The sequence below is a fragment of the Novacetimonas pomaceti genome (assembly GCF_003207955.1).
In the GTDB taxonomy this organism is placed as follows: domain Bacteria; phylum Pseudomonadota; class Alphaproteobacteria; order Acetobacterales; family Acetobacteraceae; genus Novacetimonas; species Novacetimonas pomaceti.
This window is the reverse complement of the sequence record NZ_NOXG01000007.1, coordinates 105,986-125,868: the sequence shown is the minus strand read 5'-3', so window position 1 is coordinate 125,868 and position 19,883 is coordinate 105,986. Positions and strand designations below refer to the sequence as shown.

Sequence of the window (19,883 nt, the reverse complement as noted above, 5' to 3'; positions counted from 1 at the left end):
ACCCGCCGCCAGAAGCAGAATATCGTCAATATTCCAGATCGGGCTCCTGTGGGATGACTGAATTCTACAAAATGACCCGAAATTGCCTCAAGTGTGAGAAATCCGCGTCGATTGCGCCATTGCCCCAGAAGGCCACTGCCAGTTTGGCGTGATCGGTTGCAGCCAGTATATTTTTGATTTCATGAAGCGCGGTAGATTCATTTAGAAAAATCATTTTCGAAATATTTTCCCTTAATAAATTTTCACGCAATATGATTATATATATTGCTTATATTTACGTATAATAATATTATTTATATGATATATGGGAATTTATAAAATAATTTGAAGAATATGGAGCATTATAGATTCAGTAGAAGATGTCCATTTTTGAAACGGGTGCCCTGTCCGTTCCCACGGAATGATATGGCCCTGACCGCAAATGACCTATCATTTACCTACAAAACATTCAGAGACAACCCGCCTGCCGGGAACCAGAAAAACCGTATGACTTCATGATATGTAACAGGATTCTAAAATCGTAACATACTTGTGTGGCTTTTGGTGTCCTGTCTATTTTTGCTGTCAACATTTCACCGAACACACCTTCAGCTCATCCGTCCTAAACTAATGGAACAGACAGGCTGCCCCCCCATCCCCGCTTTGCAAAAACGACCGCGCGTCACGCCACGGGCGCTAGCGCACCTCCCGCGACGGGACGGGCGCGTTGCACAGGGCGACGCCATGGGCCGGGTGGACAAAGAACGGATCGGTCCGCGCCGCGCGTGCCGCGAGGTAGGCGTCGAATGACGGGCTTTCGGTGCGCATCGCCTGGATCTTCGGGCGTTCTGCGGGCGGCAGGTCGGCGGCGCGCACAACGCGCCTGATCGCAACGTCCTGGTGCGCGTCGGTGTAAAAGCCCATCGCCCCGGTCCCGCGTGGCAGCGCGCCGAGCTGGTCCATCCCCACCAGCACCCGCCCGACCACCGCAAGGTTGCGGTCAAGCTGTCGCGGGGCCTCGCCATTGACGGCGTAAAGTTCCTGCCCGTTTCCCGTATCCGGCGGCATGTCGCGCGCCACGGCCACGGTTGCGTAACACTGCGCGGGCCAGATCCGGGTGCCGTCGCCACCCACGGGCCATCCCGCCGCGAACCCGGCCTGCGGCGCATAGGAATCGGGATAGCCGAGGGGACGGAACCCGATGCCCGCCACGGGCCGGTCATATTCGGCGGGCGGGTTTTTCACGAATCCCTTGGGCAGCGGCGCCTTTTCATCGCGCACGCGCCATTGCACGACATAATTGTCCTGCACGCGGATGATGGCCCCGCCGTCCCACGCGTGGGTTTGCGCAAGGCGCACGACATTCGCGACATGGACGGGCGCGAAGTCGGAAGCAAGCTCGATCACGATGCGCCTGCCATCGGCGGTCGTCATCAGCAGGAGCCGGTCCGGGGAAAGCGTCCGCCACGCGCTGTCCGGCGCATGGGCGACGATCTCCGCAGGGCCAGGCGCCGCCGCATGGGCGCCCGCGCAGGGGAGCAGGAAGGCGAGAAGGACAGGATAGAGCCGCATGGACCGAAGGATGCCCGCTTTTCGCGCGCATGAACAGGGCATTCCACCCGGGGCGGGCGCGGGGACATGCTGGAATCATGAAAGTTTTTGGTGAAGCTTTTTTCAAAAAGCTTTGGAAGACGTCACCTTTTTGAAAAAAGGCGACACCCGAAAACTTTTATTACTTTTCAACAACAATATTCCGTCAGGTCCCGACGCCATGGTGGACGCGAAACAGTCCCTGCGGGTCGTAACGACGCCTGACCCGCGCCAGATGTTCGTAATGCGCCCCCCAGCACGCCTGCCGCCAGCCCGCCAGATGGTAATCGCTTTCGGAGATATAGCTGCCGGCCCCCGGAACAATGCGCCGCAACCGCGCGGACGCCCGGTCAATCCGTTCCCGGTCGGACCGCGCCTGTGCCAGCGCCTCGCCCGACACCCCGGCATAGGCCGGCTTTCCCTCCCCCGCGATGATCGCCAGGGCGAATGCGTCCAGCACCTGCGGGTTCATGACGGTCTGGCGGGTGCGCATGATCGCCTCCTCCGTCCCACCCGCCAGCCCCTTGTTGAAATGCAGGGAAACGGGCCAGTGGCGGCTCGACGCGAACCAGGCGTCGGTGAACGCGCCGCGCCGCCCCCGGTCCAGCAGGGACGCCGGCAGCCACATCGACTGGTATCCATGCCAGAACGTCCCGACCTCCCCTGTATTGCCCGCCCACCACCACTGCCCCGGCGACGCGCCGGGACGCGTGTCGGCCATGACAAGGGACGGCGCGTGAAGGCGGAGCCAGTCGCCATCCCATATCCGGCGCGCGGGCAGGACGGTCAGTTCAAACGGGGCCTCGATTTCGTATTCCCGCGCATTGTCCGCGACGAAACGTTCAAGGTCACGCCAGCATTCCCGCGCCGCCCGCGCGTCAAGGTCCTGCAGCGTCATGAAGAGTTCGAGCCGGTTGCCCGACCCCGCCCTGGCCTGTTCGCCCCAGTGCCGGTTGAAAAGGCGCGTGGCATAGGTATCGACGAACGCCGCCAGCAATCGCCGGAATCCCGCATCGCTGCGCGCCCTCACCTGCCAGTGGACAAGGCCGAACGTCGCCGGCAGGGGGTGCGTCTGCAGCGTCAGGCGCGTCAGCACGCCAAAGGTGCCGCCCCCGCCCCCCTTCAGCGCCCGGAACAGGTCAGGCTCACGCGCGTCATTGACGGTGCGGACGCGACCGTCCGCCGTCACGATTTCCGCTTCCAGCAGGCTGCCCGCCCCGGTGCCGTACTGTTTGGAAAAACTGCCGAAGCCGCCGCCCTGCACGAACCCGGCCACCCCGACCGTCGTGCAGCCGCCGCCCTGCACATAGCGTCCCGCCCGCGTGGTCACCGCGTCATAGGCCTCCAGCCAGATGCACCCGGCCCCGAGCGAGACCGCCTGCACCGGGGCGGCCTGCGACCCGGCGGGGACGAAGCGGTCATGCATGACGATGCCGTTCATGTCGCGCGTCCACACCAGCAGCCCGCCCGCCGCGTTCGACCCGCCAAGGTAGCTGTGCCCGCCACCCCGGATCACAGGCCGCACCCCGTGCCGCGCCGCAAAGCGCACGGTCGCGGCCACGTCGGACGCATCGCGCGCGCGAACAGCGTATGCGCCGGGAGCGGCCTGCCACCCATCGACCCAGCCCGACGACTGCGTCAGGGCGGCCTGATCGCGGATGAAGAACGGGCTGGACAACTGCCCCGCCAGATGGGGATCGTTGAAATCCGGCGCGGCGATGGCGGACAGGCGTCCCCCCACCTGCGCCCGCAGGGACTGCCACACGGCCGCGTCAGGCCATGCGCCGGGGGCGGAGCGCGTGTCGGCCCGGGCGACGCCCTGTGATGCCGGGGGGCCAAGGAACGGCAGCGCCGCGCCGATCCCCAGCAGCGCGCGGCGCGGCAGTTCCGTTCGTCCAGATGTGGTTTTGCCGCCCATCCTGTGTTGCGTCTTTCCTGCGGGAAGAATCCGGGCACGTGCCCTCCGGCGGCAAACGCCGGCCCGCCGTGGATGTTTCCCGGTGCTGTCTGAAAAGACAGTCCTGAAGTCATGAAAGTTTTTGGTGAAGCTTTTTTCAAAAAGCTTCAATAAGACGTCACCTTTTTAAAAAAAGGCGACACCCAAAAACTTTTGTTACTTATGGACAACAATACTCCCCGTCAGGTCCCGATGTGCTGGAGACAGGCTGTTGCCAAAAAACAAAATCTGCACCAGAAACTTTCATGATTTCGGGGATTGCCGGCACCCGAACGCATCCTGCCCGCCCCCGTCATGGCACGGACGGGAAAACACCCCCGGCCATCACCGCAAATCCTGTTCGACACCCTGTTTCGATGCTACCGTCCCACCCATCCGCGCGCCCGTTCGCCCATTTACGAAAAGCCCGGTTTTCCGCCTTTTCGAACATGGGCCGGGCAGGTGTGGTTTTCACATCGAACCAGGTGTTCCCACCATGCCCATACGACTGCCCGCCCTTGCGGCGCTGCCTGCCCTGCTGCTTCTGATCGCATCATACGGCATTGCCGCCGCCGCGCCGGACGAAGCCGGGTTCCAGTACCGGCACATGCCCGACGGCACCGAAATCGGCATCTGGTATCCGGCGGCCGGCACGCCGGTGCACCAGCGGCTGGGCATTTATGAACAGGACGTGGTGCCGGATGCGCCCCCATCGGGTCGTGGCCTGCCGCTGGTTGTCATTTCGCACGGCCATGGCGGCGCGTTTTCCGGCCATCTCGACACCGCTGTCGCGCTGGCGCGTGCGGGGTTTGTGGTGGCGGCCCTGACCCATCCCGGCGACAGCTGGCGCGATGACAGCCGCGCCATCCATATGGAGGAACGGCCAAAGGCGCTGGGCGGACTGATTACCTACATGCTTGCGACATGGCCGGGGCATGCGGTCATCGACCCGGCCCGGATCGGCGCATTCGGGTTTTCCTCCGGCGGGTTCACGGTGCTGGCGGCGGCGGGCGCGCGGCCGGACCTGACCCGCGTGGGCACGCATTGCGCGCGGTATCCGCAATATTATGACTGTCGGCTGATCAGGGAACATCCCGGTCCGCTGCCCACATGGTCCGACAGCCACGATCCCCGGATCAGGGCGATCGCGGTGGCGGCCCCGGCGCTGGGGTACGCGTTCGGAAAGGAAGGGCTGCGGGATGTGACGATCCCCGTGCAGCTGTGGCGCGCGGATGACGACCATATCCTGCCCGCGCCGCTTTATGCCGACGCGGTGCGCGCCGACCTGCCCCGCGCGCCGGAATTCCATGGCGTGCCGGGGGCCGGGCATTTCGACTTCCTCGCCCCCTGCGCCGCGCCCACGCCGATCTGCCGCAGCGCGCCGGGATTCGACCGCGCCGCGTTCCATCGCGATTTCGATGGCCGGATCGTGGCGTTCTTCGACCGGACGCTGCGCTGACCGGATGGCGGGAAACAGGGGCGGTCGGTGGGGTGGCCGCGTCTTTTGCAGGAAATGGCCACGACAGCGGGGTGATGGCGTCCGCCCCGGCTTGTCGTTTCACGCCCACATGGTAGCGTACGGCGTGATCCACGATTTCGGGGAAAGCGGGGTAATGGCGAACGGACAGGCGCTTTCCGTGCAAGAAAAGGCGGCCTATGGCTGTGGCGATGCCGCCTCCAACATGATGTGGGGCATGACGTCCTCCTACCTGATGTATTATTACACGGATATCTATGGACTGCCGCTGGCTGCCGTGTCGTGGATACTGCTGGTGGCGCGTGTGGTGGACGCCTTCTGCGATCCGGCCATCGGCTATGCCGTGGACCGGGTCGGCGGGCTGATCGTGCCGCGCCTGATCCGTGCGCTTGCCATTCCCTTTGGCATCACGGGATTCCTGTGCTTTGTGGCCCTGCCGCTTTCGCCCATGGGGAAGGTCGTGTGGGCGGGCGCGACCTATATCGTGTTCGGCGCCGTCTATTCCTGCATCAATACGCCCTATGGCGCGCTGGCGGTCATGATCAGCCGGTCCGCCACCGGGCGCGTGGGCCTGAATGCGTTCCGCATGATGGGGTGCCAGGCCGGGTCGCTGCTGGTGGCGCTGCTGACCATTCCCGCCATCACGTGGCTGGGTGGCGGCGAAAGCGCGGCGCAGCACCGGTATGGCATGGCGGTCTATGTGCTGGTCCTGTCGGTTATGGGCAGCCTCCTGTGGCTGTGCGTGGCGCGTGGCTGCACCGTGCGGCACCCGCCGGCCCCCGTGCGGCAGGACCTTATGGTCACGCTGCGAAATCTTTTCGGGAACCGGCAATGGGTGCTGAGCAACCTGCTCGCATTCTTCTATTTCGTGGGGCAGGCGGCCCTGTTCGGGTTTGCCCTGTATTACGCGCGCATCGTCCTTGGGGGGACGGAGCAGCTTGGCGCCAATATCATTACCTTCATCACCGTCCTGCTGTTCGCGGGCGTGCCCGCGTGCCTGCCGCTGGCAAGGCGCGTGGGCACCGTCCGCTGCGGGATCATGTGCCTGATCGCGCAGGGCGTGGCGTATCTGGCGATGGCCGTGGCGGGGGCGTCCATGACTGGCTTTTTCCTGTCCGTGGCCCTGCTGGCGCTGGCGCAGGGCGTGATGTCCCCGCTGTATTACACCGTGCTGGCGGACGCCGTGGATGATGGCGATCCCCGGACCTCCACCGGGTCGGCGGGACTGGCGTATTCGATCAACACATGGGTCACGAAGCTGGCGATGGGCCTGACCGGCTTCGTCCTGGCGCAGTTCCTGTCGCAGGGCCATTATGTCGAGGGCGGGGACGGGGTTGCGCAGCCGCCGGATCTGTCATTCTGGATCGTGGCGGGATTTGTGTGGCTGCCGCTGGGGGCGGTATGCATGCAGGCCCTGTGCCTTCTGGCGTGGCGGGAGAGGCAATGAACATCCTGTCGGCCCTATCATCGCATGGGCGATGCATCCTGCAGGATTTTGGCTGACCACGCCTGTCCGGTCGTGTTTTCAGATCAGTCATGACCGGGCCTTTGCTTTTCCGCTCAAGGCAGCATCCGCGATCGAAGCGGAGTGTCGGCAGGAACCGCCTGTCAGGCTGGAGAATATTTCCTGTGCGGGTGGCCTGAAATTTCCGCACCGTTTCAGGGGACGGACCCTGCGTCAGCATATCATCAGGTGCCGCAGATGGCTGTCCCCAATTTTTACGCTGCATTTGGGAGGGTCGGCAGTCGCCTCTTTACGGTCATTTCAAGTCTGCTAACTTTATCCTGAAAGCAGACTTCGATGAAGATGGTCGTTCTGTGCAAATAGGGGGCTGATAACGTTGGAAATCGATATGCAGTCATGCGGCGAAGCTGAAATTATCCGTCGGCAGTTGGATGCCTATAATGCACGTGACATCAAAGCCTTTATGGCATGCTGGGCACCAGATGCAGAGGTTTATGCCTGGCCAGATACTTTGCTTGCTGCGGGCGCGGAGGCCATCAGAACGCGACATGTTGAACGCTTTAAAGAGCCAGATCTGTTTGCCGAATTGATCAGCCGAGTGGATGTGGGCGGACTAGTGATAGATCGTGAAGTCGTGACCCGGAACTTTCCCAAAGGGCGAGTTACGCTGGATGTCATTGGTATATACGAGCTGGAAGGCGACAAAATAAAACGCGCCTAGTTTAAGCAGGGCGCGCCAATGTTAACAGATTGAAGGAACGTTGGCTGCTGTCGCCTCAACTCAGACGTTCAGCGGTTTCGGAGAGGGCGACAAGAGTGGACAGATTAGACAGATTGCAAAACATCGATAAAGGCTCGTCATGACAGTTATCAAACCTATTCTTCCTGATCGTTTTGAAAACCTTGAGCGCAAAGCGCGCTCTGATATCGGAACCATTGTCGTTCCTATCACCAGCGCGTTGGAAATAATCGATACCGTTTATGCCAGAATGTATTCAACGGGTCGCGGCGCTTTTCTAATTCTTAAAGGCGCTTCAGGGGCAGGAAAATCAACATTTCTCCACACATTGCACTTCTTTCGAGAAGACGTTGAGACGCACTCAGTTGAGGGCTCCCAAGACATAAAAAATTATTTTCGAAATGCACCCGTGAGGAGAAACGGATTAATAGTTCACGTTCTCGAAGAGCGCGAAGCGTTGAGGTCCTACTCTGATAGAGAGCTAGAGGACTGGCTTCACTCCATCAACGGTTACATACGGTCGGCTAACGGTGAGAATGCACTAGTAGTATGGCCATGCAACACTGATGAGCTTCGGGAGCGTATTGTTTATCTTGCAGAAAGGATTGGAGCTGAATCTCTTTTGGGAGACTCTTCAATGATACCGGAGTTTACAGGGCCTCGTAAAGAGCAATACTTGGATATCGCCGAACGCACTCTTGCGACCTTGAACCAGGGATCGGGACTTTCTGACCTAGGATTGACTGTCGACGACGTCGATCAATGCGCGGCAAATTCGCGTACGATTGGCGGATTTATGACTAACTTAAGTTCGCTTATAACTAAGCGTAGCAAGGTTGTGCAGAAGCTTATTGAGAGAGAAAAGTGTCGCCTGTGGGTGTTAGTGATAGCGGGGAACAATCCTGAAGGTGAGGTAAACGGTCTCACGAGGGGTCAATATGCCGCAATAGATACCGAGCGTCTGTTGACTTCTACGGGCGCGAATATCGTAGCCAATCTTAGAAATTATCCTGACAAGATTGGACTATTAGGAAGTGTTCTCGATGCAAAAATTTTTCATCTTCCAGTCTTGGCAGCATTGGAGATCGCAAGGGCTTTTGGGAGTGAAGACTTAAAGGATCGAATGACGAGGAATAAGCTTTCTATAAGTGGTAATCAAGATAACGCCATAGAGCGATTGAATAATACTGAGCTTGGATCGATATTCCGCGCAGGATCACAAGGAACCTTAGCTCGAGGGGCAAAACTTGGATCGTCAAGTGTCGAAGCATTTGAAAAACTTGTAGACATAGCGACGACTAATGACGCTCTTTTGAACAAATCTTTAGGAGAAGCACTCGTAGCCGCGCGTTTTATTGAATCATACAAAGTAGAACAAGATTTTGGGGCTGGATTAACTAGAAGGACAGACCTCCTCGCTGAGATATCCGTGGGAAGAATTCGTATCGAAGTTATGTGGCGAAAGAGAGTGGGGCGTGCCGATATAGCCAATTATACTTTAACAAAACTTTTTAACTACGGTAAAGCAATTGGATATCTTTAGTATAGATCACGCGATTACGTATAAAAATCTAACTAGCTGTCGACCATTAGGCAGTGATCAGTTCGACGTGCTGCTTTAGGATGCTAGAGGTATCAACCGAAATATCGGCTCCAGCTCCGAACGCTTCTCATCGAGCTTGGCCTAATCCCTGATGATACTATCTCTGTCTCATTCTGTGAAGTGACGCGAACTGCTTGTTCTGATTCAGTCCTGAGAAGAGAGGTGGACCCGCTTTTTCGGACAGCCAGGGTTTTCTGGAAGGGATTAGGTTCGAGAAACGCGGCTGCAATGGATGTCAGCTATTCTGTTCATTCAGCCCGTTCGCAGACGTTCTACTTCCCCCCCAAAGCCCACTATCCAATAAACGCGGCATCCATCGGGGGCACCCTGACCGCAGGAATGAACCGGCCCGGGCCGGCGCATCCCTGCCAAAAAGTGCGGATCAGCGGTGGCGGGTGGTGCGGGTGGTCTTTTCCGGCAGGGCCAGCCAGTGGATGCGCGCGTCGCGCAGTTCGAAATTGCGCTTCCCCTGCACGCCCATGTCGCCGAACGGGTCATAGACGATGCCCGTCACCTCGGCCTTGCACTGCGGGTGCATGCCGGTGTCGCCGCACATCTGCTGCGCCTTGTCCAGCGACGCGCCATCCATCGACGCGCCATCCAGCGGCACGCTGCCGTTCCAGTTCACGTGATCGGGCAGGTCATCAATGCGAAAGGCCGAACAGGCCGCGCCGCCCGAACTGGCCGATGCGATGTAACAGGTCAGGGTCACGCGCTTGCCCACCAGCGACGGCCCCTGCGACAGCAGGGTGGGCACGTCCATGACCGGCACCGTGGCGGCGGCGGGGGTGGCGGCATGGCGGGGGCTGGTGGCATGGGCCGCGTTTGCAAGAGTGATCCAGCCCGCGCACAGCGCCGGTGCGATGCCCGCCACACGCCATGCGCGCCCATGAAACAGTCGATTCACCTTGTCTGTCCTCCGTGGGGGTCGATGCAATGATGGGCGGGATTTTTTCCCATCCCATCCGCATTGTCACCACGGGACGACGGGCGAGCTGTCATGCGCTGACCGCGCGCCACCCCATCGTGGCGCGCGAGACATCAGCCGCGCGGGCCGTCAGAACGGCGTCGCGCGCGCATCCGGGGCGCGGCCAAGGTCGGCGAAGTGGTTGGTTTCCGCGCATCCACGGAAACGGTCCAGCACCGGCGCGCTGCCGGTCAGGGCCATGTTGACCACCGTGCGCGACCCATATTCGACCGAGGCATTGCGCCCCTGTTCCATCCCGTCCAGCAGCGCGGCCATTTCCTTTGGCTTCAGGTCCACCGACAGGGTGGTCGCGTCGTTGGCCTGCATGTGAAAGACATGCTGGTACGCGCCGATGCGCACCGTCATGTCGCCCTTTGACCCCGGGGTCAGGGTCCAGTGGTCGTCCGCGCTGCGCAGTTGCAGGGAATCCGCGTCGGCACGGACCATCAGCACCTCGTTTTCCGCGCCTGCGATGCACAGGTCGGTATGCAGCCCATGGTCGGGGGAATGATGGATGGCCACCCATCCGTCATGCCGTTCGTCGATGGTCATGGCCGGGGGCGCGGCCTGCTGCTGTGGCGTGGCAAGGGCCTGCCGCGCGCCGGCGGGGGCCTGTGTCCACTGGGTGCTGTCCTGAAGCTGCCCCGCCTCCTGCGCCGACGCGACCGCCGGCAGCATGGACAGAGCAACAACCCCTGCGAGAAAGCCTGTATGTATCTTCACTTCGTAACAATCCCGTGATTGCGGTCCATGACGCGCGGACATTGACAGCAGGAGCCCCGCGGCTCCCCACCGCGCCGTCGTGACATATATTGTCACTTTATCTTGACGGAAAAAGGGCATACCAGAGATAGCCTGCGTCCTGAACATGTTTTATAGGTCACGAAACATTACACGTTTATGATGGACGTCGTCCGCCATAGTCATTGGCCTGTGGATAATGGGCAACGCAAGACCGCCATATTGTGAACGTATTTCGGTCATGATCTTTTGCCATGAACAGGGCGATGAAAAATATTAAACAAGATTTTTCAATCCACGATCCCGTGGCGCATGCGGCCTGCATGATCCGCCTGTTCGGGGAAAAGGCCTCTGGCATCGCGGGATTGCGGTCGGGGATGTATTTCAGCGTCGGCGACCTGGAAATGGCCGTGATGTGGGCGCGGGTGCGCAATTCCATCAACAACCTCACGGATACGGAAACCGGCCCGCGCTCTGGCGTGCGCCACTGATCGCACGCCTTCCCCGCCCCGGCACGGGACGGGAAATCAGGGTGTCCAGAGGTCCGCGACCTCTGGCGGGGTTCAGGGGCGACGCCCCTGTCCATATTTCCCGACCACATCGCCCCAACCACATCGCCATCGCACGCGGGCGGCAACCGGCCCCCGCACCCCATGACATCCCGGGCCGGGGGCAGCGTCCCGCGCGGCCTTGCCATGACGCGCCCGCGCCCCACCCCCATTGAGGCATGGCGGCCGGCGGGGTATCATGCCCCGGGTCCAGCGGGATGCTGGCATGGCCACAACATGATCATCACGCGGGGGAAACTGGTCAGGATGCGCATTTTATCTGTCGCGGCCCTGACCGTTGGCGTCACCCTGGGAATTGCGGCATCCGGCCCGCACGGTATCGCCGTGCCGCGCGCGCAGGCGCAATCCGCCAGCCCCTCCGCCGCCACGGCGCAGGACGCGGGATGGTCGTTTTCGCCCGACGGGGCGCAGGGCCAGCCGATGATCATTTCCCGCCAGAAAGACCTTGAAATCATCTTCTACCGCTCCTCCACCTCCGGCTCGCTGGGGATGGCGGTGCATGTCCTGCATCACCGTTACAAGAACCCGTCGGGCGTGCGGACCGCCGGCGTCGTGATCGGCAAGTTCGAACTGGTGCTGCAGATTTTCTCCAAGGGGCGGAAGTGGGACACGGCGGGCGGCGACATGACGCCCGGCGCCGTGGCCGACCTGATGCAGCAGTTGCAGGGTGTCACCACCGGCAACCTTGTGCCGCTGGAACATGACGCGGTGCCATTCTCGCTGGTCGGGGCCGCCAGCGCCCTGTCGCAACTGGGCAATTTCGCGACCGCCCATGCCCTGTGGATGCCGCCGCCGCTTGGCCCCGCCGCGACGCCCGCCAACACACCGCCGCCGCCCGATATCGAACAATTGGCGCATCATCCCTATGACACGCTGCACGGGCGTCCCATTTCCCTGCCACGTTTCGCGATCGCGCAGAACTGCGCCCATGAACATGTGGAGATGGAGGACAGCGGCAACGACTGCGTCGGTTCGGAACAGAAAACCGAGGCCGCGCTGTCCGCCTCGTGGCGTCGCTATGACAGCGACCTGAAGGCTGCCTGCATCGCCATGGCGAACGACCCGGAACGGCTGGAAAAATATCAGGCGCTGGATATGTGCCTGTCGCGATACCAGGATGACCGCACGCAGTGGCAGATCGTCTCCGGCTCCTCCGGCAGTGACGACATCATGCCCCACGACCATCCCAACGCCCCGGCTTCGGCACCGGCCGCCGCCGCGCCTGCCGCCCGTCCCTGATCAGGTAAACGAAAGGGTCCGGCGGGTCTTTTTCAGGGGCGGCAGACGCCGCCTTTTTGAAAAAAGGCGGCACCCAAAAACTTCTGTCACTTTCATCAGCCTGAAAAAACGGCCCGGCAATATCGTGAAAGTTTTTGGTGAAGCTTTTTTCAAAAAGCTTCGAAAAGACGTCGCCGTCCGGGGGAAAAGGCACCCCCACGAACTTTCGCCATTTTCACAAAATACCGTTTTGAAACAGACCATTAATGAAGGTCATTCCCCCCGTCGGGGCGCGGCGTGACGTCAAGCCACCCGCGCAGGACGCGGCGCACGCGCACCCACGCGATGGCGCGGCGAAAATCCCCGACGCTGAGGAAATAGCCCGCGCGGGTGGTCGCGACCTCCAGCGCCTGTGGCCCGAGGGTCTTGAGCATATCGGATGCAAATTGCATCGGATCGTCAAACAGTCCCGCGTCAGGCGACGGTTTGGACTGTCCACGATCCCTGGCGCGCTCGGTCATCAGCATCAACCCGGTTCCGCATCTGGGCAGGGTAACAGACCGGCAACCGGGCGACGGAACGCACGGGCCATTCCCATAAGGACGCAGCATTGCACCCTGCCCCCGCATCAAGTCTAGGGACAGGTGACGTCGATACGTTGATATGTATCAAAGGTGGATTTAAAAAAATTTAACCTCGCCCGCCGGTTGCGCACTCAGGCAACCATGGCGTGCATCATCACCTGTACCATCCGCGCCCTGATAAAAGGGCGGGCCTTTTTTATTTCCGCGTCAGCGACATGATAAAGAATACCACGCCAATCGCCAGCAGCCCGAACAATACAGCCAGAGGTTGCAGGTAAAGCAGCAGCAGGACCACGAACAGCACAAACAGCGACGCGTATTTCAGACGCCGGTCCTCGTCCGAAAACAGGTCCCCCACGCCCATGCGGATCATCGCCAGCGCCTGGCGGGCCTGCGTCGCGGCGGGATCGGACGCGATGACCTGAAAGCCGGAGCGTTCCAGCCGTTCCAGCACCTCGCGCGCCTGGGCCTGGCGGGCGGCCTCGTTCGTGGCGATGGCGGCGGGTGCTGCGCCCGGCGCGGGGGCAAGGGCGTCGGAAAGGGCGGCGACGATTCTGCTATCCATGTGTTTTCCCCACTTTCACGGCGCGATGCCGCCCCGTTCCCACATCGTTTTCCACATTACTGACGGACTTATCCACACGGTTACGCGTATGCCTATCCACCAATCTGTGGGTAACCCGGATCAGGGGCCGCACGCAATGCGCCGCCCGTCCTCCAGCGAGGGATCGACCGTCATTTCCCCGCGCGGCACCGGCCCGTCCGCCAGCCTGCGCCCCCGGCCCATATGCCCCGACCACGTGGAATAGGACAGGGTGCGGTACGTATTGGCGGCACAGTTGTACAGGACCGAAAACCGGACGGAGGCAAACGGCAGGCCGTGGCTTATCATCTCGTCATCGAAATCCTGCACAAACGTGGCCGAAGCATGGGTCCCGCGCATCCGGACGGACGAACGGTCGATATATTCCGTCACCTTGTTCTGGTATGGCGGCAGCTTCTGCAGGTTCGGCGGCGGTTCCGCGGCCCCCGCACGGGGGGCGGCCGGGGCGGTGGTTTCGACCGAAACGGGAACAGCGGGCACAGCGGACGGCGTCCCCGCCGCGATGGCCGGGACGGTGGGCACCATCAACACCGACACCATGCCCAGTATCGACACCATGCCCAGTGCCAGACGATCGTTCATACGCTGCTGTCTCCCTGCGCGCGTAATGACGCGGCATACCTCATTTATTCATCCGCGCTGTATATCCCATACCCCAACCGGTTCGCATAGGCCCCGTCCCGCAACGCAGCCGGACGGCAGAGGAAACGCGACAGAGGAAATGCAGCCGTCACGCCCCCGACAGGTCGCGAAAGCGCGTCCACGACATCTTGTCGCGAAAGATGAACAGGACATAGTAATCCTTGTGCCGCGTCCGCGTCAGGGCGGCGTTGGCGTAAAAGGGAAAGACGTCGAACGGCCCGTCATACCCCGCCGGCACCGGGTCGGAACGCAGCTGGCTGTTGACGCGGAACAGCGGGGAATAGGCGTGGCTTGGCCCCGCGTTGCGCCGGACGTGATAAAGGTTCTTGCGAAAGCGGCGCAGCCGGTCGGGCAGGACGAAGATCATGTTGCGCTCGATGAAGCTGTCCACCGGGTCGCGGTTGCGCAGGTATTGCATGTCCGGCGTCATGTCGCAGAAGAAGTTGTGGTCCTGAATGATCATGCCGCTGCCTTTCCCTTGCGCCTTTCCCTGCCGCCACACCCCCGCCACCGGGCCGCGTCACGGCCGGCGCCCTTCATATATGGGACCCGGGACGCAGGTGACAGGCCCCGGCGCGAAGCTGATGGGAAAATCCGGCCCGCGACGATGGCCGCATCGAACCGCACCGGGCCGATGATCTGGGCATTATTTCGCGATTTTCTTTTTATTAGCACATGCCCTGTACGAACAACATGCGAACAGCAATAGATGGCCATCAATGTGGAGATGCATATGACTGAGGCAGTACGTCTCGTAATATGGGACCTGGATGATACATTCTGGACCGGTACCCTGAGCGAGGGCGGCATTTCCTATATTGATGCGCATCACGACATCATCGTCGCGCTGGCGAAACGCGGCATCATGAGTTCCATCTGTTCAAAAAACGACTTCCGGCAGGTGGAAACCGTGCTGGTGGAAAGGGGCATCCGCGAATACTTCGTGTTCCCCAGCATAAACTGGGAGGCGAAAAGCCACAGGATCGCCGCGACGATCAGTGACATGCAGCTGCGGCCCGTAAACGTCATGTTCATTGACGATAACGCCATGAACCTTAACGAGGTGAAGCATTACATCCCCGACATCCAGGTCGCCGGGCCGGAGATCATCGGCACGATCCTGACCGACCCGCGCTTCGTGGGCAAGCCCGACCCCGACCTGACGCGCCTCGGGCGTTACAGGATCCTAGAACGCAAGCACGAGGACAGCCGCCGCTCCGGCGGGGACAACCTCGATTTCCTGCGATCAAGCCAGATCCGCATCAGTTTCCACCATGACGTGGAACACGAAATGCCGCGCATCCATGAACTGATCAACCGGACAAACCAGCTGAATTTCACCAAGAACAGGGCGCCTGAAAACCCGGACGAATTCAGGGACGCCATGCTTGGGAAACTGGCGAAATTCGATTCCAACATTTCGTATGTAAAGGTTGCCGACAGGTACGGAAGTTACGGGATCTGCGGCTTTTTCGCGATAGAAGACGGACAGGTCGAACATTTCCTGTTTTCATGCCGTTCGATGAACATGGGCATCGAACAGTTCGTCTGGCAGAAACTGGGACGCCCCCGCATCGACATCGTGGGGGAGGTTTCGTCCGTCCTGGATGACGGCACGGACATCGACTGGATCGCGGTGGTCGATGATGCCGATGACAGCGATGCCATCACCACCCATGACACGACCATCTGCATGCGCGGCGCATGCGACCTGTCGGTTTCATCCTATTACCTGAAGGGAAAATACACCGTTTTTGAGGAATTCGCGTATCCTTACCGGAACTGGGGAATACAGCCCGTCGTCCGGGCGCTGGAAATCGGATCGTGCATTTCCGACGGGGAACGCAACGCCATTTCGGACAGGATGCCCGGCATGCCCGTTGACAGGTTTTCGTCGCATGTCGTCACCCAGGATGTGGACGTCTTTGTCCTGTCCTTTTCGGGCGAGATTTTCTGCGACAACTTCTATTCAAAATCGTTCGGGCTTGTCTTCCCGCTGGATGGGCCATGCGTTCCCTACCTCAGGAACAGGGACCGCGATTACGGGCGGGTGAAACAGGCAACCAACATGGAACTGTCCGAAGCCGAATGGAATTTCATGGTCGATGACCTGGTTTTCCATCAGGAAAGTGTCTCCACCCTGTTCGAACGCGATATCCGCAGCCTGTTCAACCGGCTGCGGGGGAAGAAGGTGATATTGTGCACGCTGAATGAGGAATTCGGGAGCCAGCAATGGGTTCTGGACAAGTTCTCGCGGATCAATGCCATCACGATGCCGCTGGCGATGGAACATGGGTTCAGGATCGTTGACGTCCGCCCCTATGTCCGGGGCACGGATGACCTCATTACCCCCGATGACGCGGGCGGGCATTTCAAACGGAACATATACATGAAGATTTCATCGGACATAGAAGAACACATACGTCACTGGAACTGACGGTCCGCGCGCATGAAATGAATAAAAGTTTTTGGGTGCCGCCTTTTTCAAAAAGGCGGCGTTCTTCAAAGCTTTTTAGATAAAAGCTTCACCAAAAACTTTTCCATGATGCCTGCGCGCGGGATTTCGCCCGCCACCCGCGACGGCAACGTGGCTCATATCCATGATGTGTTCGCCCCGGCGCGCCGTCATGGTTGCCCGCCCCGGTGAAGGGCGGCATGATCGCCCCGCCCCGACATGCCGCCATGGCAGGCGCAGGCATCCCAGGCACAAGCGCAGGAAACAGCCCCATGTCCCATCCCCTCCGTCCCGTCCGCATGGCGCTGGCGGCCCTCCTGCCGGTGGCGGGCATCACCTGCGCCACCCTTGCGCAGGCCGCCCCGGCCGTCAGTTTCGAACGCGCCCCCTTTGGCACGACCGATGACGGGCGGCCCGTCGAACAGTACACCCTGCGCAACACGCACGGCATGACGGTGCGGTTCATGACCTATGGCGGCATCATCACCGCGATCGAAACGCCGGACCGCCATGGCAACGCCGCCGACGTGGTGCTGGGCTTCTCCACGCTTGGGGGCTATACCCATGACAGCGCGCGCGGCGGCCTGTTCTTTGGCGCGATGATCGGGCGGTACGCCAACCGGCTGGCGCGCGGGACGTTCACGCTTGACGGCCATACCTATCACATCGCGGTCACCGCGCCGCCCAATGCGCTGCATGGCGGCAGGAAGGGGTTCGACAAGCAGGTCTGGACGTTCGAGGGCGAAACGCACGACGACCATGGCACCAGCGTCACGCTGGGGCTGGTCAGTCCCGATGGCGACCAGGGCTTTCCCGGCACGCTGCATGTGCATGTGACGTACCGGCTGGATGACACCAGCGCGCTCAGCCTGCATTACACCGCGACGACCGACCGGCCGACGGTGCTGAACCTGACGAACCACAGCTATTTCAACCTGGGCGGCGAAGGCAGCGGCAGCGTGGAAAACCAGGTCCTGCGCATCAGCGCCGATACCTATACCCCCACGGACGCGACCTCCATCCCGCTTGGCCCGATCGCAAGCGTGGCGGGCACGCCGCTGGATTTCCGCACGCCCCACCGCATTGGCGAACGCCTGCGCGACAATGACCCGCAGATGATGTACGCGCGCGGATACGACCATAACTGGATCGTCAACGGACAGGCCGGGACCACGCCCCGCCCTGCGGCACAGATCAGCGACCCCGCCACGGGCCGCACGATGGAGGTGCTGACGACGCAGCCGGGGCTGCAGGTCTATACCTCCAACTCGCTCGACGGGGGGTATGCGGGCGTTTCGGGACGCGCCTACCGCCAGACCGACGCCGTCGCGTTCGAGGCGGAGCATTTCCCCGACTCCCCCAACCATCCCGACTTCCCGACGACGGAACTCCGCCCCGGCGAAACGTTTGACCAGACGACGATCTTCCGCTTTGGCGTGACGAAGGGCAAGGGCCACTGACCCGCCGGCATCCATCGCGCATGCCGGCATTCGGTACGGATCCGCACGGAATATCTTTTTCTTTTGCCCACGGCTGACTAAAAACGTCACCAGAACGTGAGCATGAGGGATATTCGCGATGTGGACAGGTCTGACACGCGCGCTGTGCGCGATGATGCTGCTGGCGGGACTGGGCGCGTGCGCGTCCCACAGCCCCCCAAGCGACCCCAGCGAAAGCGGCGGCGTGGGCGGGATGACCGGATCGCCGGGACAGGACGCGCCGTCCGACGGGCCGGGCGGTTCGGGCGGGCCGGGCATGGGATCATAAGGCGCCAGCTCCGGCCGCCCTGCCGGGTGGGCGCGCCGGGCGGACACGCCCGATGAACGCGCCGCCGGATACCACCCGCGACACGGCCGCCGCCATGACCCCGGACGCGCACACGCCAGAACCGCAGACGGCCCCGCCGCCCGCCCCGGCATGGAGCGCCCTGTTCACCGGGGCGAACGCGCTGCGCACCCTGATCCTTGCGGGTGGCGTCGTGCTGCATGCGGTGAACGTGTATGTCGCGGCCACCATCCTGCCCTCTGTCGTGCATGATATCGGCGGGCTGGAATATTACGCGTGGAATACGACGCTGTTCGTTACGGCGTCCATCGTCGGGGCCGCGCTGTCGTCGCGCGCGCTGGCGCTGTATGGCGGGCGGGGGACCTATGGCGCGGGGGCGGCGATCTTTGCCATGGGTGCCGTGACATGCGCCATGGCGGGGTCGATGCCGGTCATGCTGGCGGGACGAACGGTACAGGGGTTTGGCGGCGGCCTGCTGCTGGCGCTGTCCTATGCCATGATCCGCATCGTCTATGACCCGTCGCTGTGGTCGCGCGCGGTGGGGCTGGTGTCGGCCATGTGGGGGGTCGCGACCCTGATCGGCCCTGCCCTGGGCGGCATGTTCGCGCAGGCGCGTTTCTGGCGCGGGGCGTTCTGGTCGCTGGTGCCGGTGGCGGCGGGCTTCGCGCTGCTGGCGATGGCGGTCCTGCCCCGGCGCGCGGCGGCGCGGACCGCGACGTCCACGCTGGCGCTGGGGCAGGTCGGGCTGATGGCGGCGGCGGTGCTGGCACTCTCGGCCGGGGGGATCAGCCATGACACGCGATCGGCGGCCATGGGACTGGCGGCGTTCGTGGCGCTGATGGTGCCGTGGGCGTGGCTGGAACGGCGCGGGCGACAGCCGCTTCTGCCGGCGGGGGCGCTGCAGCCCCGCAGCCAGCTCTGCGCGCTGTACCTGTCGATGGGCCTGCTGGCGGTCAGCGTCACCACAAGCGAGATTTTCGTGCCCCTGTTCCTGCAGGTGCTGCACCGGCAGTCGCCGCTGATGGCGGGATACCTTGCCGCGTCGATGTCGGCGGGATGGTCCGTCGGCTCCATCCTCAGCGCGGGGCGGCACGGGCGCACCGTGTCGCGCGTGATGATGGCGGCCCCCGTGCTGGGGCTGATCGGCATGGGCATGCTGTGGGCGCTGCTGCCGGCGCCCACAGCGGGCGGGTGGCGCGATGTCGCGCCCATCTGTGCCGCGCTGGTGATGGTGGGCCTTGGCGTCGGGCTGGCGTGGCCGCACCTGCTGACCCGGGTGCTGCGCATCGCCCCGGCGGGACAGCGGGACCTGGCCTCGACCTCGCTTACGACGGTGCAGCTGTTCTGCACCGCGCTGGCGGCCGCGCTGGCCGGGCTGGTGGCGAACGCCGCCGGGCTGGACGCGCCCGGCGGGGTCGCGGGCACCGCCAGCGCGGCATGGTGGCTGTTCGCGGTGTTCAGCCTGTGCCCGCTGGCATGTATCGCAAGCGTGGCGCGGGTGCTCTACCTGTCGCGCTGACTATGCCCGC

At 62.0% G+C, this 19,883-nt stretch carries 18 protein-coding genes; 10 read left to right on the top strand and 8 right to left on the bottom strand.

The annotated features are described in order from the left end of the window. Nucleotides 1-675: 675 nt before the first annotated feature. Entirely contained in the window at nt 676-1,551 is an 876-nt protein-coding gene (locus CFR71_RS08800) for a peptidylprolyl isomerase (protein WP_239020324.1), read from the bottom strand. Between the two features lie 184 nt (nt 1,552-1,735). Beyond that, nucleotides 1,736-3,487 (bottom strand): FAD-dependent oxidoreductase, encoded by a 1,752-nt coding sequence (locus tag CFR71_RS08795; protein WP_110530187.1) that lies wholly within the window; start codon nt 3,485-3,487, stop codon nt 1,736-1,738. A 514-nt stretch (nt 3,488-4,001) separates the two neighbouring features. On the opposite strand from CFR71_RS08795, the gene CFR71_RS08790 reads away from it, so the two are divergent. The 4 genes from CFR71_RS08790 (at nt 4,002) to CFR71_RS16160 (ending at nt 8,729) form a co-directional block, all read left to right on the top strand. Further along, nucleotides 4,002-4,964, top strand: a complete 963-nt coding sequence (locus tag CFR71_RS08790) for an alpha/beta hydrolase family protein (RefSeq protein WP_207781350.1) — start codon at nt 4,002-4,004, stop codon at nt 4,962-4,964. A gap of 154 nt (nt 4,965-5,118) precedes the next feature. Next, the gene (locus tag CFR71_RS08785; RefSeq protein ID WP_110530280.1) at nt 5,119-6,429 is read left to right on the top strand and encodes an MFS transporter; all 1,311 of its coding nucleotides are present in this window, start codon (nt 5,119-5,121) and stop codon (nt 6,427-6,429) included. A gap of 394 nt (nt 6,430-6,823) precedes the next feature. Further along, on the top strand, nt 6,824-7,168 hold the full coding sequence (locus CFR71_RS08780) for a nuclear transport factor 2 family protein (protein ID WP_110530184.1): 345 nt from the start codon (nt 6,824-6,826) through the stop codon (nt 7,166-7,168). 139 nt (nt 7,169-7,307) lie between these two features. Then, entirely contained in the window at nt 7,308-8,729 is a 1,422-nt protein-coding gene (locus CFR71_RS16160; protein WP_133251119.1) for a hypothetical protein, read from the top strand. A 442-nt stretch (nt 8,730-9,171) separates the two neighbouring features. On the opposite strand, the gene CFR71_RS08775 is transcribed toward CFR71_RS16160, so the two are convergent. Next, a complete protein-coding gene (locus CFR71_RS08775) occupies nt 9,172-9,696 on the bottom strand; it encodes a hypothetical protein (RefSeq protein ID WP_239020323.1) in 525 nt (174 codons plus the stop codon). A gap of 150 nt (nt 9,697-9,846) precedes the next feature. Next, the gene (locus tag CFR71_RS08770; protein WP_110530181.1) at nt 9,847-10,479 is read right to left on the bottom strand and encodes a hypothetical protein; all 633 of its coding nucleotides are present in this window, start codon (nt 10,477-10,479) and stop codon (nt 9,847-9,849) included. A 284-nt stretch (nt 10,480-10,763) separates the two neighbouring features. On the opposite strand from CFR71_RS08770, the gene CFR71_RS08765 reads away from it, so the two are divergent. Both CFR71_RS08765 and CFR71_RS08760 read left to right on the top strand, forming a co-directional pair. Continuing rightward, nucleotides 10,764-10,988 (top strand): hypothetical protein, encoded by a 225-nt coding sequence (locus tag CFR71_RS08765; RefSeq protein WP_133250240.1) that lies wholly within the window; start codon nt 10,764-10,766, stop codon nt 10,986-10,988. A gap of 324 nt (nt 10,989-11,312) precedes the next feature. Further along, the gene (locus CFR71_RS08760; RefSeq protein WP_207781349.1) at nt 11,313-12,305 is read left to right on the top strand and encodes a hypothetical protein; all 993 of its coding nucleotides are present in this window, start codon (nt 11,313-11,315) and stop codon (nt 12,303-12,305) included. Between the two features lie 242 nt (nt 12,306-12,547). On the opposite strand, the gene CFR71_RS08755 is transcribed toward CFR71_RS08760, so the two are convergent. The 4 genes from CFR71_RS08755 to CFR71_RS08740 all read right to left on the bottom strand — a co-directional run bounded on the left by CFR71_RS08755 (nt 12,548) and on the right by CFR71_RS08740 (nt 14,577). Next, the gene (locus tag CFR71_RS08755) at nt 12,548-12,811 is read right to left on the bottom strand and encodes a hypothetical protein (RefSeq protein ID WP_110530176.1); all 264 of its coding nucleotides are present in this window, start codon (nt 12,809-12,811) and stop codon (nt 12,548-12,550) included. 253 nt (nt 12,812-13,064) lie between these two features. Next, a complete protein-coding gene (locus tag CFR71_RS08750; RefSeq protein ID WP_110530173.1) occupies nt 13,065-13,433 on the bottom strand; it encodes a hypothetical protein in 369 nt (122 codons plus the stop codon). A 120-nt stretch (nt 13,434-13,553) separates the two neighbouring features. After that, nucleotides 13,554-14,054 (bottom strand): surface-adhesin E family protein, encoded by a 501-nt coding sequence (locus CFR71_RS16875; RefSeq protein WP_239020322.1) that lies wholly within the window; start codon nt 14,052-14,054, stop codon nt 13,554-13,556. 148 nt (nt 14,055-14,202) lie between these two features. Continuing rightward, nucleotides 14,203-14,577, bottom strand: coding sequence for a hypothetical protein (locus CFR71_RS08740; protein ID WP_110530170.1), 375 nt, complete (start codon nt 14,575-14,577; stop codon nt 14,203-14,205). A 270-nt stretch (nt 14,578-14,847) separates the two neighbouring features. On the opposite strand from CFR71_RS08740, the gene CFR71_RS08735 reads away from it, so the two are divergent. The 4 genes from CFR71_RS08735 (at nt 14,848) to CFR71_RS08715 (ending at nt 19,873) form a co-directional block, all read left to right on the top strand. Further along, entirely contained in the window at nt 14,848-16,551 is a 1,704-nt protein-coding gene (locus CFR71_RS08735; protein ID WP_165832067.1) for an HAD-IIIC family phosphatase, read from the top strand. Between the two features lie 290 nt (nt 16,552-16,841). Continuing rightward, nucleotides 16,842-18,029: an aldose epimerase family protein gene (locus CFR71_RS08725; protein ID WP_110530162.1), complete on the top strand. Its 1,188-nt coding sequence runs from the start codon at nt 16,842-16,844 to the stop codon at nt 18,027-18,029. A 118-nt stretch (nt 18,030-18,147) separates the two neighbouring features. Continuing rightward, nucleotides 18,148-18,336: a hypothetical protein gene (locus CFR71_RS08720; protein WP_110530159.1), complete on the top strand. Its 189-nt coding sequence runs from the start codon at nt 18,148-18,150 to the stop codon at nt 18,334-18,336. Nucleotides 18,337-18,388: 52 nt separating this feature from the next. After that, nucleotides 18,389-19,873: an MFS transporter gene (locus CFR71_RS08715; RefSeq protein WP_207781348.1), complete on the top strand. Its 1,485-nt coding sequence runs from the start codon at nt 18,389-18,391 to the stop codon at nt 19,871-19,873. Nucleotides 19,874-19,883: the final 10 nt, after the last annotated feature.